General features: G+C 63.2%; 17 protein-coding genes. 16 read left to right on the top strand and 1 reads right to left on the bottom strand.

Annotation, left to right across the window (positions count from 1 at the left end; translation table 11 throughout):
* Window positions 1–27: 27 nt before the first annotated feature.
* Window positions 28–579 (bottom strand): DUF2269 family protein, encoded by a 552-nt coding sequence (locus NKJ12_RS04505; RefSeq protein ID WP_352476095.1) that lies wholly within the window; start codon window positions 577–579, stop codon window positions 28–30.
* 580 nt (window positions 580–1,159) lie between these two features.
* Between NKJ12_RS04505 and rcdA the strand changes: the two genes are divergently transcribed.
* The 16 genes from rcdA (at window position 1,160) to tilS (ending at window position 13,785) form a co-directional block, all read left to right on the top strand.
* Window positions 1,160–1,687, top strand: a complete 528-nt coding sequence (gene rcdA, locus NKJ12_RS04510; protein WP_352504944.1) for a protease adaptor protein RcdA — start codon at window positions 1,160–1,162, stop codon at window positions 1,685–1,687.
* Between the two features lie 176 nt (window positions 1,688–1,863).
* On the top strand, window positions 1,864–2,376 hold the full coding sequence (gene ruvC / locus NKJ12_RS04515; RefSeq protein ID WP_352701352.1) for a crossover junction endodeoxyribonuclease RuvC: 513 nt from the start codon (window positions 1,864–1,866) through the stop codon (window positions 2,374–2,376).
* A gap of 56 nt (window positions 2,377–2,432) precedes the next feature.
* Window positions 2,433–2,702: an AbrB/MazE/SpoVT family DNA-binding domain-containing protein gene (locus NKJ12_RS04520; protein ID WP_352701353.1), complete on the top strand. Its 270-nt coding sequence runs from the start codon at window positions 2,433–2,435 to the stop codon at window positions 2,700–2,702.
* A complete protein-coding gene (locus NKJ12_RS04525; RefSeq protein ID WP_352701354.1) occupies window positions 2,680–3,102 on the top strand; it encodes a type II toxin-antitoxin system VapC family toxin in 423 nt (140 codons plus the stop codon). The genes NKJ12_RS04520 and NKJ12_RS04525 overlap by 23 nt, the downstream gene beginning before the upstream one ends.
* A gap of 13 nt (window positions 3,103–3,115) precedes the next feature.
* A complete protein-coding gene (gene ruvA, locus NKJ12_RS04530) occupies window positions 3,116–3,736 on the top strand; it encodes a Holliday junction branch migration protein RuvA (protein WP_352701355.1) in 621 nt (206 codons plus the stop codon).
* 67 nt (window positions 3,737–3,803) lie between these two features.
* Window positions 3,804–4,088, top strand: coding sequence for an AbrB/MazE/SpoVT family DNA-binding domain-containing protein (locus tag NKJ12_RS04535; RefSeq protein WP_352476100.1), 285 nt, complete (start codon window positions 3,804–3,806; stop codon window positions 4,086–4,088).
* Window positions 4,085–4,489 carry a type II toxin-antitoxin system VapC family toxin gene (locus tag NKJ12_RS04540; protein WP_352701356.1) on the top strand — a complete coding sequence of 135 codons (405 nt, stop codon included), beginning with the start codon at window positions 4,085–4,087 and terminating at the stop codon, window positions 4,487–4,489. Before NKJ12_RS04535 ends, NKJ12_RS04540 begins: the two co-directional genes overlap by 4 nt.
* On the top strand, window positions 4,486–5,526 hold the full coding sequence (gene ruvB, locus NKJ12_RS04545; RefSeq protein ID WP_352701357.1) for a Holliday junction branch migration DNA helicase RuvB: 1,041 nt from the start codon (window positions 4,486–4,488) through the stop codon (window positions 5,524–5,526). The genes NKJ12_RS04540 and ruvB overlap by 4 nt, the downstream gene beginning before the upstream one ends.
* A gap of 129 nt (window positions 5,527–5,655) precedes the next feature.
* A complete protein-coding gene (gene ybgC, locus NKJ12_RS04550; RefSeq protein WP_352701359.1) occupies window positions 5,656–6,126 on the top strand; it encodes a tol-pal system-associated acyl-CoA thioesterase in 471 nt (156 codons plus the stop codon).
* 294 nt (window positions 6,127–6,420) lie between these two features.
* Window positions 6,421–7,131 (top strand): protein TolQ, encoded by a 711-nt coding sequence (tolQ, locus tag NKJ12_RS04555; protein ID WP_352489260.1) that lies wholly within the window; start codon window positions 6,421–6,423, stop codon window positions 7,129–7,131.
* Window positions 7,132–7,140: 9 nt separating this feature from the next.
* Entirely contained in the window at window positions 7,141–7,599 is a 459-nt protein-coding gene (tolR, locus tag NKJ12_RS04560) for a protein TolR (protein ID WP_352701360.1), read from the top strand.
* A 7-nt stretch (window positions 7,600–7,606) separates the two neighbouring features.
* Complete coding sequence (tolA, locus tag NKJ12_RS04565; protein WP_352701361.1) at window positions 7,607–8,764, top strand: cell envelope integrity protein TolA; 1,158 nt, start codon at window positions 7,607–7,609, stop codon at window positions 8,762–8,764.
* Window positions 8,765–8,842: 78 nt separating this feature from the next.
* Complete coding sequence (gene tolB / locus NKJ12_RS04570; RefSeq protein ID WP_502900933.1) at window positions 8,843–10,114, top strand: Tol-Pal system beta propeller repeat protein TolB; 1,272 nt, start codon at window positions 8,843–8,845, stop codon at window positions 10,112–10,114.
* A 297-nt stretch (window positions 10,115–10,411) separates the two neighbouring features.
* Window positions 10,412–10,918 (top strand): peptidoglycan-associated lipoprotein Pal, encoded by a 507-nt coding sequence (gene pal, locus NKJ12_RS04575; protein WP_352504953.1) that lies wholly within the window; start codon window positions 10,412–10,414, stop codon window positions 10,916–10,918.
* A 188-nt stretch (window positions 10,919–11,106) separates the two neighbouring features.
* A complete protein-coding gene (gene ybgF, locus NKJ12_RS04580) occupies window positions 11,107–12,222 on the top strand; it encodes a tol-pal system protein YbgF (RefSeq protein WP_352701363.1) in 1,116 nt (371 codons plus the stop codon).
* 54 nt (window positions 12,223–12,276) lie between these two features.
* Window positions 12,277–13,785, top strand: a complete 1,509-nt coding sequence (tilS, locus tag NKJ12_RS04585) for a tRNA lysidine(34) synthetase TilS (RefSeq protein ID WP_352701364.1) — start codon at window positions 12,277–12,279, stop codon at window positions 13,783–13,785.
* Window positions 13,786–13,795 lie beyond the last annotated feature (10 nt).

Here is a 13,795-nt window from a genome sequence, read left to right on the forward strand (position 1 = left end):
GTCGGCCGCCGTCGGATTCCTTAAACCTCAGGCGGCACTCGGCAGCAGCGGCCGCGTCCTGCCAAGCGCCAGGGCAACGCCGGTTGCTAGCACGAACGCCATGCAGCCCAGAATGGTGATGTCGTGCAGCGTCGGCTTCAGCACCATGTCTGCGATGATCACCAGCATCACCGAATAGTCGAAGCGCGCGGCATTGAGGACGCGCTGGCCCTGGGCAAGCACTGCCGGCGTCACGCCATCCTTGGCGATCATGCCTGCCATGCGGTCGGCAGTCGGCTTGAAGACGAACATGCCGATGCAGAAGGTCGTCGCATAACCGGCAAGGCCGATCAGCACCCACAGATCGGAAAAGCCGACCCAGAAGCCGCACATGATGAGGCCGAAGAGCAATGTCAGCATCGACATCGGCGCGAAGAACCGGTTGCCGAGCTCGCCGGTGGCGCGCATCGCCTGCAGCATGCCTTCGACGTTTCCGGCACGGTCGGCGCGTACCGCAAGCAGCATCAGCGTGAAGCCGCCGCCGACCCAGAGGATCGCCGAGACGATGTGCAGAAATTTAACGACCGAGTACCAATCCATTGTTCGCTCCTTGAGAGATTTTCATGATTGCCGGAGCGCAAGGTTTGCTCCGCCTCGTTGCGAGGAGCGCGGCGTTTAGCGCGTCGCCTGTTTCGGAACGATGTCGCGGGCAGTGCCGCTTTGTTTCGGTATGTCGGTCACGATCTGGAAGAACCATGGCGCAAGCGGGTCGCCCCCGCTTCCAGCCAGTGGTGTGAACGCCGCCCTGGCCGGTCAGCTGTGCTGTTACGGCACAGATGCCGGGCCCTTGATCGAAAAATATGCGCTGCGTTAAGGCTTCGTTAAGCTTTACAGGCGTTTACTATGTCCATCCAGTGATCTGGATTCTTACCGAGTGGTTGGAGCCACTTTGTTTGACGCCTCCCTGTTAAACTCCTGAGAGCCGCCTTATCCGCGGCTCTTTTTTTGTGCGCCGGCATGGGCGTCTAGCGGCTAAATGCGGCCGTTAACCGTTTGTTAAACATGTGCTTGCCTTCGCTGGCAGCGAAGCGCATTTTCAAGCTTCAGTCGTTTAGGCTGCCGGATGTGGCAGACCAAGAGCCGAATCGGCCGGCTGTGAGGCAAGTGCAGGGGCGTGGCAATGAACGAGCCTTCGAAGGCTGGCGCGAAAACCATCAAGCTGGCGGAGCGCCGGGTTTTCTCCCAATCCTTCAAGCCGCTCTATCAGGAAGGCATGGGCCTGGTCGAGCAGGCGGCCGAGTATCTCGACGGCAAGGGCCGCGCCGAGGCCAAGAAGCTGTCGAGGCCGGCGGCGACGCTTTATGCGGCCGAATCGATGCGGCTGACCACCAGGCTGATGCAGGTCGCCTCGTGGCTGCTTTTGCAACGGGCGGCGAATTCCGGCGAGATGACCCGCGATCAGGTGGCCTCAGAAAAATCCAAGGTGCGTCTCGACACCGCCTCGGCGCATGAGGAGGCGCCCGGCTGGGCCGAATTGCCGAACGATTTCACCGACCTCGTCAACCGCTCGCTGCGCCTGCAGGCGCTGGTGCGCCGCATGGACGAGGAGATCTATGGCGGCCTCACCGAGGTGCCGCCGTCGAGCCGTCGCCTCAATCCGGTGTCCGACCAGATCACGCTGCTCAACACGGCTTTCGCCCGCGGCTGAGGGACCGTTTGATAATTCTACTCCGACGGACACCTAAGGCCGCCTCGGTTCTCGAAAATCACGCCATCTGCCTCGTCAGAGCGAATCTCAAACAGCCTGCGCGACGTAGCCACCCCTCGTTTCTGGTTTGTTCACATTTCGCTGGCATCGCTGTCTACCAGGGGTAAAGTTGGCGGATGGGGGAAGCGATTCGCATCATCGGCATCGATCCGGGGCTGAGGCGCACCGGTTGGGGCATCGTCGAAAGCCTCGGTAATTCGCTGCGCTTCGTCGCTTCCGGCACGGTGCGGTCCGACGACAAGGCCGCCCTGGCGATGCGTCTTTGCCAATTGCATGATGGGCTCGCCGAGGTCCTGCATGCCGCGATGCCGCACGAGGCGGCGGTCGAGCAAACTTTCGTCAACAAGGACGCCGCAGCGACGCTCAAACTCGGCCAGGCACGCGGCATCGCCATGCTGGTGCCGGCGCGTGCCGGCCTTGTCGTTGCCGAATACGCGCCAAACGCCGTCAAGAAGGCGGTGATCGGAGTCGGCCATGGCGACAAGAAGCAGATCCACATGATGGTCAAGGTGCTGATGCCGAAGGCAACTTTCGACAGCGACGACGCCGCCGATGCGCTGGCCATCGCCATCTGTCACGCGCACCACCGGCAGAGCATCGCCTACAGGCTGGCGGCGCTGGCCGGATAAGTTTGTTCTTGACTTGTTCTCAGGTCGACAATAAGTAATACCGACGAGGTATTACAATGCGCGTTACTACTAAGGGGCAAGTGACCATCCCTAAGGAGATACGGGATCATCTGGGTATCGGCCCAGGTTCGGAGGTGGAGTTCGTTCCCACCGAGGACGGCGCTCGTGTCATTGCGGTCAACGAAAACATGTCGCAGGAGGAAGCCTCGCGCAGATTCAGCCAGACGCTCGATCGTATGGCCGGTACGCTGGATTTGGGGGGCATGACGACGGACGAATATATGAAATGGCTGAGGGGCCCGCGTGAAGACCTCGACATTGATTGACACAAATGTCTTGGTCGACGTTTGGGGTCCTGCCGGACGGGAGAGGAAGTGGTCGGCGTCGGCAATTACCGCATGCCGGCGCGACGGTGCGCTTGTCATCAACACAATCGTCTGGTCCGAGCTCGCGCCGCTGATTGCAACGGAGCAGGCCCTTCGCCAGGCAGTCGACATGCTCAAGATCGAGCGTGAATTCCTGCCGTGGGAAGCAGCCTTCCTCGCCGGTGTAACGCACTCGCGCTATCGCCGCGCCGGCGGCATTCGCGAACGAACCTTGCCGGATTTCTTTATCGGCGCCCATGCGGTTGTCGCCGGGCATCGCCTGCTGACGCGCGATGCCGCGCGCTATCGCAGCTACTTCCCGGACCTCGACATCATCTCTCCGGAAACCCACCCGGCATGATCGGCAAGCTCAAATGATCGGCAAGCTAAAAGGCACGCTGGACGAGATCGGCGAGGATTTCTGCATCGTCGACGTGCATGGCGTCGGCTACGTCGCCTATTGCTCGGCGCGTACGCTGGCGGCATTGCCGCAGCCGGGCGAGGCGGTGGTGCTGTTCATCGAGACCTATGTGCGCGAGGACATGCTGCGGCTCTATGGGTTCCAGTCGGTGCTGGAGCGCGAGTGGTTCCGGCTGTTGATGAACAATGTGCAGGGCGTCGGCGCCAAGGTGGCGCTGGCCATCCTGTCGACGCTGGCGCCGGCCGATCTCGCCAATGCGATTGCGCTGCGCGATATCGCCATGGTCAGCCGCGCGCCCGGCGTCGGCAAGAAGGTCGCCGAGCGCATCGTCACCGAGTTGAAGAACAAAGCGCCGGCCTATGCGGGCACCGCCTCCGGCACCATCGGCCTGAAGCAGGAGCTCGGTGAGGGCGTTGCCTCGGCGCCGATCACCGACGCCGTCTCGGCGCTGGTCAATCTCGGCTATTCGCGCGACACCGCCGCCAATGCAGTTGCAGCGGCGCTGAAGACGGCAGGTGAGGAGGCGGACGCATCGAAGCTGATCCGCTTCGGGCTGAAGGAGCTCGCACGGTGAGACGTTGCTGGAAAGTGAAATTCCAACTACTATGTGATCGGTAAGAATTTTCTCCAGGAGTAAGAATATGGGCGCATATGCCAGTCTGACCTCCAAGGGACAGCTCACGATTCCAAAGGACGTCCGCGACGCCTTGTCGCTCAAGACGGGCGATACGATCGCCTGGACGGTCATGGATGGTTACCTGATCGGAACGCCGCGCAACCTCGGATTTGCCGACCTCGCCGGATTCTTGGGAGATCCGCCTGGCGGTCCCGCTACGCTGGAGGAAATCGACGCCGCTGTGCGGGATGCAGTCGGCCGGCATGTTGTCGGGGATAGATCAAATGACGGACAAGAGGGTCCCGCTTGACGTCGATCGGCATCGATACCAACGTTCTGCTTCGCATGGTGCTCAATGATGATCCGGAGCAGCGGGCAAAGGCGCTTGCGTTCGGCAGCGGCCTTAGTGTGGAAATGCCCGGCTTCGTGAGTTTGATCGTGCTGGTCGAATTCAGCTGGTCGTTGGCTTCGCGCTACAGGCAGCCAAAGGAACAAGTATCGGCCGCAATCCAGAGGCTGCTCAAGATCAAGACGCTGGAGTTCGAAGACTTCGATGCCATCGTCATCGCGCTCGAGCGATCGAATTCAGTGCAGGTCGACTTTGCCGACGCGTTGATTGCGGAACACAATCGAAAATTAGGTTGCTCGCACACGGTCACCTTCGATCAGCGCGCTGCCAAGGCCATTCCCGGTATGGAACTCCTCGCATGAGCCTCTCGCCACGCCTCATTGCTCCCGACAGACGCGGCGAGGACGCCGAGCAGACCTTGCGGCCGCAGACGCTCGGCGACTTCGTCGGCCAGGCTGCGGTGCGGGCCAATCTCAAAGTCTTCATCGAGGCCGCCAAGGGCCGCAGCGAAGCACTCGACCATGTGCTGTTCGTCGGCCCGCCCGGTCTCGGCAAGACGACGCTGGCGCAGATCATGGCGCGCGAGCTCGGCGTCAATTTCCGCTCGACCTCGGGTCCGGTCATCGCCAAGGCCGGCGATCTGGCGGCGTTGCTCACCAATCTCGAAGACCGCGACGTGCTGTTCATCGACGAGATCCACCGGCTCAACCCGGCGGTCGAGGAAATCCTCTATCCGGCGATGGAGGATTTCCAGCTCGACCTGATCATCGGCGAGGGGCCGGCGGCGCGCTCGGTCAAGATCGACCTGGCCCGCTTCACGCTAGTCGCCGCCACCACCCGGCTCGGCCTGTTGACCAACCCGCTGCGCGACCGTTTCGGCATTCCGGTCCGGCTCAATTTCTACTCGGTCGAGGAACTCGAGCAGATCGTGCGGCGCGGCGCCCGCATCCTTGCCATGCCGCTCGGCGACGACGGTGCCTTGGAGATCGCTCGGCGGGCGCGCGGCACGCCGCGCATCGCCGGCCGGCTGTTGCGCCGGGTGCGCGACTTCGCCAGCGTTGCCGGCGACGGTCATGTCGACCGCAAGGTCGCCGACGAGGCGCTGACGCGGCTGGAGATTGACGGGCTCGGCCTCGACGCGCTCGACCGCCGTTATCTGTCGATGATCGCCCGGAATTTCGGCGGCGGGCCGGTCGGCATCGAGACCATCGCTGCCGGGCTTTCCGAGCCACGCGATGCCATCGAGGACATCATCGAACCCTTTCTGATCCAGCAGGGCTTCATCATGCGCACGCCGCGCGGCCGCGTGCTGGCGGCCAATGCTTGGCGGCATCTCGGCCTCGACGCGCCGAAGGACCTGGCGCAGCAGCAGATCAGCCTGTTCCAGGAAGAGCCCTAAGTTCCGCTACTTATGGCTTTGGTGCTGGCAGTTCCCCGGCCCAGCCCTCCGGGCCTTGATCATCGCCGGTCTATGCGCAAAACAGGTGGTGTCAAAACAGATGCTCGTCGGGACCAAAAGGACAGCGCAATGGACGATCACGGTGAATCGGCATTGTCCGCCGGGCTTTCCGGCGCGCTGACGGAATTCGGCCATCGATTGATGGCGCGGGTCTATTATGCAGACACCGATTTTTCCGGCGTCGTCTACCACGCGCGCTATCTCGAATTCTTCGAGCGCGGCCGTTCCGACTATCTGCGGCTGGCCGGCGTCCACCACACCGAGCTTGCCGATGGCAAGCATGGCGAGAAAATAGTCTGGGTGGTGCGGCGCATGGAGATAGACTTCCGCGGCTCGGCCCGCATGGACGACATCCTGACCATCGATACGCGCACCGACGAGATTTCCGGCGCCCGCATCGTCATGGCGCAACAGTTGAAGCGCGGCAGCGAAGTGCTGGTCGAGGCGCGTGTCGAAGCGGCGATTGTCGGCGAGAACGGGCGGCCGCGGCGCTTTCCCAAGGACTGGATCGCAGCCTTCGTGCCCAGAACGCGCAAATAAGGCTCAGAGGCGGACGATCCGGAACTCCTGATCGGGGCGAGGATCGCCGGGCGGCTCGTCGGGGCGCGGCAATGCGCCGCGCTGTACGTCATAACCCATCCTTAACCATAACGGTCCATGAAGGGATTGGTTAAGATTGGGAGAATCCAAGCGCCTTCCTTTCACCAATATTTGCCCCGAAAAGGCCGCCAACGGTGCATTTGGGGTTATTCCGCAAGCTTAACGCGAACGGACCACAAGGGATGCCCATGGGCCAGCCGCCAGCCACGCCCGGAAAATCTTTAAGGACGTAACATGGAAAACATCGCTCTCGCCGACCCGGGCGCGCATTTATCGATTTGGGCCTTGTTCATGCAGGCCGGTTGGGTGGTCAAGCTGGTCATGATCGGCTTGCTCTGCGCCTCGATCTGGACCTGGGCGATCATCGTCGACAAGCTCGTCGCCTATGCCCGCATGCGGCTGGCGCTCAACCGCTTCGAGCAGGTGTTCTGGTCGGGACAGTCGCTGGAAGAGCTTTACCGCACGCTCGCCGACCGCAAGACGACCGGCATGAGCGCGATCTTCGTCGCCGCCATGCGCGAATGGAAGAAAAGCTTCGAGAAGGGCGCGAAATCGCCGCTCGGCCTGCAGACCCGCATCGACAAGGCGATGGATCTGGCGTTGACCCGCGAAATGGAAAAGCTGGAAGGGCGGCTCGGGTTTCTCGCCACCACCGGCTCGGCGGCGCCCTTCATCGGCCTGTTCGGCACCGTGATCGGCATCATGACCTCGTTCCAGGCGATCGCCGCCTCGAAGAACACCAGCCTGTCGGTGGTCGCGCCCGGCATCGCCGAAGCGCTGCTGGCGACGGCCATCGGCCTGCTCGCCGCCATTCCCGCCGTCATCGCCTATAACAAGCTGTCGTCGGACGCGAGCAAGATCGCGGTGCGCATGGAAGGTTTCGCGGATGAGTTCTCCGCCATACTCTCGCGCCAAATCGATGAAAAAGTCGCGCAGAAGGCCTGAGGAACGATCATGGGAATGTCCGTAAGCGCAGGTGGCGGAGGACGTGGCGGGCGCGGCCACCGGCGGCGCGGCCGCCATCACGCCTTGATATCGGAGATCAATGTCACGCCGATGGTCGACGTGATGCTGGTGCTGCTGATCATCTTCATGGTCGCGGCGCCGCTGCTAACGGTCGGCGTGCCGATCGACCTGCCGGATACCCAGGCCAAGGCGATGAACGCCGATACGCAGCCTATAACCGTGTCCATCAACTCGGCCGGTCAGATTTACCTCCAGGAAACCGAGATCCCGGTCGAGGAACTGGTGGCCAAGCTGCAGGCGATCTCGAAGACAGGTTATGACGAGCGCATTTTCATCAGGGGTGACAAGGCGACGGATTACGGCACGGCCATGAAGGTGATGGCCCGCATCTCGGCTGCCGGCTACAAGAATATCGGCCTGGTTTCACTGCAGGAACAGGATCAGTAGACGCAAGATGAGGACCGGCCTCACCACATCGGTGATCTTGCATGCGGTGGCGATTGCCTTCGGGCTGTTCACCTTGTCCTCGCCGCCCGCGATGCCTGCGTCCGATGCGGAATCGGTGTCGGTCGAGATCGTGCCGATGGAAGCGACGGCACAGGTCCTGCAAGGCGACAAGAAGTCTGTGATGCATGACAAGCCGGCGCCGCTGCCGACACAGCGTCCCGACATCGTTCCCGATGCCCAGAAAGTCGGCGATAATAGCGTCGACACCGAAAAGCCGCCGACACCTGAGCCCAAGCCTCAGCCAGTCGACATGACGGCGGCTCCGCCACCAGCGCCGACGCCGGTCGAAAAGCCCAAACCCGAGGACGTGCCGAAGCCGAAGGAAGAGCCGAAGCCTATTCCCGCTACGGAGGTGGCGCCGGTGCCGCAGCCGAAGGAAGAGGTCAAGCCCGAACCGGTCAAGCAGACCGAGCCCAAGCCGACGCCGGCGAAGGAGCCGACGCCCACGCCGCCGCAGGACAAGACTGCCGCGATCGATCCGCAGCCCGAGGTCAAGCCGGATGCCGTCGCCGAGGCGATTGCCAAGCAACCGCCGACCGAGGAGGCGCAGCTTCCGGACTCGGCGCCAGCACCCGAGGCTCGGCCGAAGCCGCAGCCGGCCCAGGCCGAAAGCGCCAAGGCGCCCGAGCGCAAGGATGCCGACAAGCCGGTCAAGGAAGCCTCGTCCAGGCCGAAATCTGAAGACAAGCAGTTCAACGCCGACGAGATTTCGGCTCTGCTCGACAAGCGGAAGCCGTCCGGCGGCGGCGCCAAGCGCTCGACCCAGCAAGCATCGCTCGGCGGCGACAAGGATCAGGGCCAGAAGCTTTCGAAATCGGAGCAGGGGGCATTGGAGGCCCAGCTTAGTAATTGCTGGACCCTGCCGGTAGGGGTCGAGGGTTCGGAGAATTTCGTGGCTGTGATCCAGTTCAACCTGGACGCCTCCGGCAAGCTGGATGGCCGGCCTACTGTCGAAAAATCGAGCGGAAACCGCCCGTTTGACGAAAGTGCAGTGCGGGCGGTTCAGAAATGCGACATGGCCGGCCTGCAGGTTCCGGCGGGCAAGCAAGACATCTGGTCCGACGTTCGGGTCACTTTCGACCCCAGGGAGATGCTCGGTCTTTAGGCCCGGCGCTCACAGAATCAGCGAAAGAAGCGAGAAGACATGAAATCCATCCTCAAGCCGCTCCTGACGATCGCAGCGATGGCGCTGGGTATGACCGTTGCCGTCACCCTGCCGGCGCGGGCGCTCGTTGAGCTCAACGTCAATAAGGGCAATGTCGAGCCGTTGCCGATCGCCATCACGGACTTCCAGGGCGGCGATGCGCTCGGCGCCGAGATTTCCGGCATCGTCAGTGCCGACCTGAAACGCTCCGGCCTGTTCGCGCCGATCGACAAAAGCGCTTTCATTGAAAAGATCTCGAGCCCGGATGCCACGCCGCGCTTCGAAGACTGGAAGGTGATCAATGCGCAGGCGCTGGTCACCGGCAGCGTCGGCAAGGAGGCTGACGGCCGCATCCGCGCCCAGTACCGGCTGTGGGACACCTTTGCCGGCCAGCAGATGTCGGGCGAGCAGTTCTTCGCCAACGACGCCAATACCAGGCGCGTCGCCCATATCATCGCCGATGCGATCTACGAGCGGCTGACCGGCGAGAAGGGCTATTTCGACACGCGCGTTGTCTTCATCGACGAGTCCGGTGCCAAGAATGCGCGCAAGAAGCGGCTTGCCATCATGGACCAGGACGGCGCCAACGTCCGCTATCTCTCGAACGGCAAATCGATCGTGCTGACGCCGCGCTTTTCGCCGAACCGGCAGGAAATCACCTACATGTCCTATGAAAGCGGTCAGCCGCGGGTGTACCTGCTGCAGATCGAGACGGGGCAGCGCGAACTGGTCGGCAATTTCCCCGGCATGACGTTTGCGCCGCGCTTTTCGCCGGACGGCCAGAAGGTGATCATGAGCCTGCTGCGCGATGACGGCAATTCCAACATCTTCGCCATGGACCTGAGAAGCCGCTCGACGACCAGGCTTACCAACTCGACCGCCATCGACACCTCACCGTCCTACTCGCCTGACGGCAGCAAGGTGGTGTTCACCTCGGATCGCGGCGGCCGCGCGCAGATCTATGTGATGGGCGCCGATGGCTCGGGCCAGACCCGCATCTCCTTCGGCGACGGCGTCTATTCGACGCCGGTGTGGTCGCCGCGCGGCGATCTCATCGCCTTCACCAAGCAGACCGGCGGCGAATTCCAGATCGGCGTCATGCGCACCGACGGGTCGGGTGAGCGCATCCTGTCCACCGGTTTTCAGCAGGAGGGGCCGACTTGGGCGCCCAACGGCCGGGTGCTGATGTTCTTCCGCGATTCCAATGGTGGACCAAAACTTGTTTCGGTCGATCTCACCGGCCGCAACGAACAGTCGATCCCGACGGCGAACTTCGCCTCGGATCCTGCCTGGTCGCCGTTGCTGGAATAGTCCCGGGCAAGGATGTTCAACTCGAGCATCCTTTGCTCCCAGTTGCACGCCGGCAACGGTGGCCGAAAAGCGCCGTTTCCGGCCTGTTTTCCACGTGTTGGTCGCGTTTTGGCCGCATTTCGGCCTACGGTCCGCGCTCATTGTGTAGCCTTGGATGACCCCTCGGGGCGCCCCTGCAACAAAGGCTGCGGACGGCAGCCGAAACCAAATTTTAACCGTGTTTCTTGAGCGTCGGTTAACCCAAACGTGGTTACTGGACGATCAATGAAATCACTCGAATTGCGAAGGAGAGGCGGCATGGGCCGTATCGCAGCACTTACCACAAACCCGGTCATGATCGCGCTGGTCGCGATGCTCGCGATCACCGGTTGCGCCTCGAAGAAGACGCCGAACAGCGCCGCCGATCTCGGCCTCAACGGCGCCGGCGCGGCAACGCCCGGGTCGGCCCAGGACTTTACCGTCAATATCGGCGACCGCATCTTCTTCGATACCGATTCGTCCTCGATCCGCGCCGATGCGCAGACGACGCTGTCGCGCCAGGCGCAGTGGCTGAACCAGTACAAGCAGTATGCCATCGTCATCGAAGGCCATGCCGACGAGCGCGGCACGCGCGAATACAATCTGGCGCTCGGCGCCCGCCGTGCTGCCGCCACCCGCGACTTCCTGGTTGCCAAAGGGGTTTCGGCACAGCGCCTGAAGACTATTTCCTACGGCAAGGAGCGTCCGGTCGCGGTTTGCGACGACATCTCCTGCTGGTCGCAGAACCGCCGCGCCGTGACCACACTGAGCGGCGCCGGCTCCTGATCGGCAAAAATGCAACACTTGGTGCGAAAGGCGGCCGCAGGGCCGCCTTTTTCGTATCTGCTCGCTCCAAACAAAATTTGGCCGAAGTCTCACGTCCTGTTAAGAGCCGAGAGCGTCTGGCCAGTCCCCAGTTGGCTGGTCTACTTCGAGTGAGAGGCGCGCAACAATGGTTTCACGGCGAGAGGCACATGCATTTCAGATCGGTCTTGAGCGGCACGCTTGCGCTGCTGCTCGTATCAAGTATCGCGGCAATTGCTAACGGTATCGGGGCAAACGGCACCGAGCAGTCATCGCAAAGCGGTTTTTCCTTCCATCTGCCGACGATCAAACTGCCCGGCATTTTCGGCGAAAGGAAAAAGCCGGATCAGGTTCAATTCGCGCAACAGGATGGCACCGGCACTCCGGCGCTGGAGGAACAGCTCCGGCAGATGAACGGCAAGATCGAGGAACTCAATTTCCAGGTCCTGCAGATGCAGGAGCAGATCCGCAAGCAGCAGGAAGACAACGAATTCCGTTTCCAGCAGCTGGAAGGCGGTCCGCAAGGCGCGCAGCAGCCGGCCGGGCAGAAGAAGTCCGAGGCCGCGCCCAGCAGCGACAGCCCCAACCGCGACGGTAACGTGGCGGAGGCGCCGGCAACGCAGGCCCCGGCCGACGCGGGCAAGGCTGCAGACGGCGGCAAAAGCGTCGAGGACGTCATCATCGAATCGCCGAGCGGCGATCCCGGCAAGCTGATCCCCGGCGCGCCACCCAAGACGTTCGGCACCATCACCGTCGACAAAAACGGCAATGTCGTCGAAGCGGATGGCAATGCGCAGGCGAACGCGCCGTCGCAGAATACGGCCCCAGCCAACGGCGCCAGCGCGGCCGGCAACAAGGCCGGTAAATCCGACGACACGGTGGTCGCGGCACTCCCATCGACCAACGACCCGGAGGAGCTTTACCGCAACTCTTACCAGTTCATCCTGTCGGGCGACTACAGCACGGCCGAACAGGGTTTCCGCGATCACATCGCCCGTTTTCCCCGGGACGCCAAAGCGGCGGATGCGCATTACTGGCTTGGTGAATCGCTGCTCGGCCAGCAGAAATACCGCGATGCGGCCGAGATTTTCCTCGCTGCCAGCAAGGACTATCCCAAGGCCAAGAAGGCGCCCGACATGCTGCTGAAGCTCGGCGTTTCACTGGTCGGGCTGAAACAGCGCGACGTGGCCTGTGCCACTTTCAGCGAGATCGGCAAGCGCTACCCTGATATTTCCGGCGCGCTCAAGGAGCGGGTCAAGCAGGAAAGGGCACTCGCGGCGTGCTAGTTTTTCCGTTGCGTGTCGTTGCCGCAAAACCGGGCCCACGCTTGGGCGACATGCATGACGCTCGACACCGAGCCTGACCTTTCGGATTTTTCGCGGATCGACTTTTCCAACGGCGCTGTTGCGGCCGTGTCCGGCGGCAGCGACTCGACCGCCCTTCTCCTCCTCCTCAAAGCCCATCTCGACCGTAACGCCCCGGCAACGAAATTGCTGGCGGTAACGATCGATCATCGATTGCGGCCGCAAGCGGCAGCGGAAGCGCAAGCCGTGGCCAGGCTGTGCGCGGCGCGCGGCATTGCCCATCGCGTCCTCGCTTGGTCGGGGCACAAACCATCGACCGGCCTGCCCGCCGCCGCGCGCGAAGCCCGATACCGGCTGCTCGCCGAGGCCGCCGAAGCGGCAGGCATCGGCCTGATCCTGACTGGCCACACCGCCGACGACCAGGCCGAGACCGTGCTGATGCGGCAAGCGCGGGACGAGTGGGCGCGGGACGAGTGGGCGCGTGACGAGTGGGCACGTGACGAGCGGCCAAGTGACGAGCGGCCAAGTGACGGAGGGCAAAGCGACGACGGGCGGCGCGAGGAAGGGCGGGGTCTTGCCGGCATGGCGCCGGCAACCCTCTACGACTGGCGGCACTGGATCGTGCGGCCACTGCTCGGCGTAAGGCGTGAGGCACTGCGCGAATTCCTGCGGCGTGAACAGGTTGCCTGGATCGAAGATCCGACCAATGCCGACACCGCTTTCGAGCGGCCGCGCGTCCGCGCAGCACTTGCCGAAGGCGATGGTGCGCCACGCGTGGCTGAAGCGATAGCGCTGGCCAGAAAGGTGGCGGCCGAGCGTGAGCAACTGGGACGCCGCGCGGCCATGCTGATCCGCAGCTTGGCCTCCAGGCCAGCCGCCGGCCTAGTCCGCCTCAACCGGGATTTTGCGACGGAAAGCGACAGCGGGGCGGCCATTTATGCGCTGCGCATTCTGCTGGCGGCGACCGGCGGCACAGCCTTCCTTCCCGACCAGGCCCGCAGCGAAGCCCTTTTCGGCCGGCTCCGCACCGGGCCGCTTTGTGCCACATTGTCGCGGACCGTGATCGATGCCCGGCGTACCGGTATCTTTCTGCATCGCGAATTGCGCGATCTGCCGCCCGCTGTCGAGGTTTCCGACAATGCGCTTTGGGACGGCCGCAGACGGATCACATTGGGCGACAGTTCAGGTGCATTGTTGATCGCGCCGCTGTTGGTAGCACCGCTCGGGGCGGCTCTTGCCGCAAAGCGGGCAATTGCCGGGCATGGCACGCCGGCAAGCCTTGTACGCGCGGCCCTGGCCGCCGAGCCGGCGCTATGGCGGGATGGCGAATGCCTTGGTCTGCCTGGGGAAGGCCCGGGTTCGCCCGGGGAAGGCTCGATGCCGGCGGCTGTCGCCGCATATCCGGCAGTCGCGCCCTTCGCCCGTTTCCTGCCGTCCTTCGATCTGGCGCCGGCCGATGCCGTTGCCGCCTTGCTTGGCGCGGCGCCGGTTCCAGCCTCGCCATTCGGCGGCCACAGTGCCGGCCTACCACGGGCGAAAGCTTAACCGAGACCTG

The sequence above is a fragment of the Mesorhizobium sp. M0195 genome (assembly GCF_040322115.1).
Lineage (GTDB): Bacteria > Pseudomonadota > Alphaproteobacteria > Rhizobiales > Rhizobiaceae > Mesorhizobium.

Bases quoted from the DNA above. Each gene is read 5' to 3' on its own strand.
- NKJ12_RS04505 (WP_352476095.1), bottom strand. From the start codon at position 579: ATGGATTGGTACTCGGTCGTTAAATTTCTGCACATCGTCTCGGCGATC.
- rcdA (WP_352504944.1), top strand. From the start codon at position 1,160: ATGAACGAGCCTTCGAAGGCTGGCGCGAAAACCATCAAGCTGGCGGAG.
- ruvC (WP_352701352.1), top strand. From the start codon at position 1,864: ATGGGGGAAGCGATTCGCATCATCGGCATCGATCCGGGGCTGAGGCGC.
- NKJ12_RS04520 (WP_352701353.1), top strand. From the start codon at position 2,433: ATGCGCGTTACTACTAAGGGGCAAGTGACCATCCCTAAGGAGATACGG.
- ruvA (WP_352701355.1), top strand. From the start codon at position 3,116: ATGATCGGCAAGCTAAAAGGCACGCTGGACGAGATCGGCGAGGATTTC.
- NKJ12_RS04535 (WP_352476100.1), top strand. From the start codon at position 3,804: ATGGGCGCATATGCCAGTCTGACCTCCAAGGGACAGCTCACGATTCCA.
- ruvB (WP_352701357.1), top strand. From the start codon at position 4,486: ATGAGCCTCTCGCCACGCCTCATTGCTCCCGACAGACGCGGCGAGGAC.
- ybgC (WP_352701359.1), top strand. From the start codon at position 5,656: ATGGACGATCACGGTGAATCGGCATTGTCCGCCGGGCTTTCCGGCGCG.
- tolQ (WP_352489260.1), top strand. From the start codon at position 6,421: ATGGAAAACATCGCTCTCGCCGACCCGGGCGCGCATTTATCGATTTGG.
- tolR (WP_352701360.1), top strand. From the start codon at position 7,141: ATGGGAATGTCCGTAAGCGCAGGTGGCGGAGGACGTGGCGGGCGCGGC.
- tolA (WP_352701361.1), top strand. From the start codon at position 7,607: ATGAGGACCGGCCTCACCACATCGGTGATCTTGCATGCGGTGGCGATT.
- tolB (WP_502900933.1), top strand. From the start codon at position 8,843: ATGGCGCTGGGTATGACCGTTGCCGTCACCCTGCCGGCGCGGGCGCTC.
- pal (WP_352504953.1), top strand. From the start codon at position 10,412: ATGGGCCGTATCGCAGCACTTACCACAAACCCGGTCATGATCGCGCTG.
- ybgF (WP_352701363.1), top strand. From the start codon at position 11,107: ATGCATTTCAGATCGGTCTTGAGCGGCACGCTTGCGCTGCTGCTCGTA.
- tilS (WP_352701364.1), top strand. From the start codon at position 12,277: ATGACGCTCGACACCGAGCCTGACCTTTCGGATTTTTCGCGGATCGAC.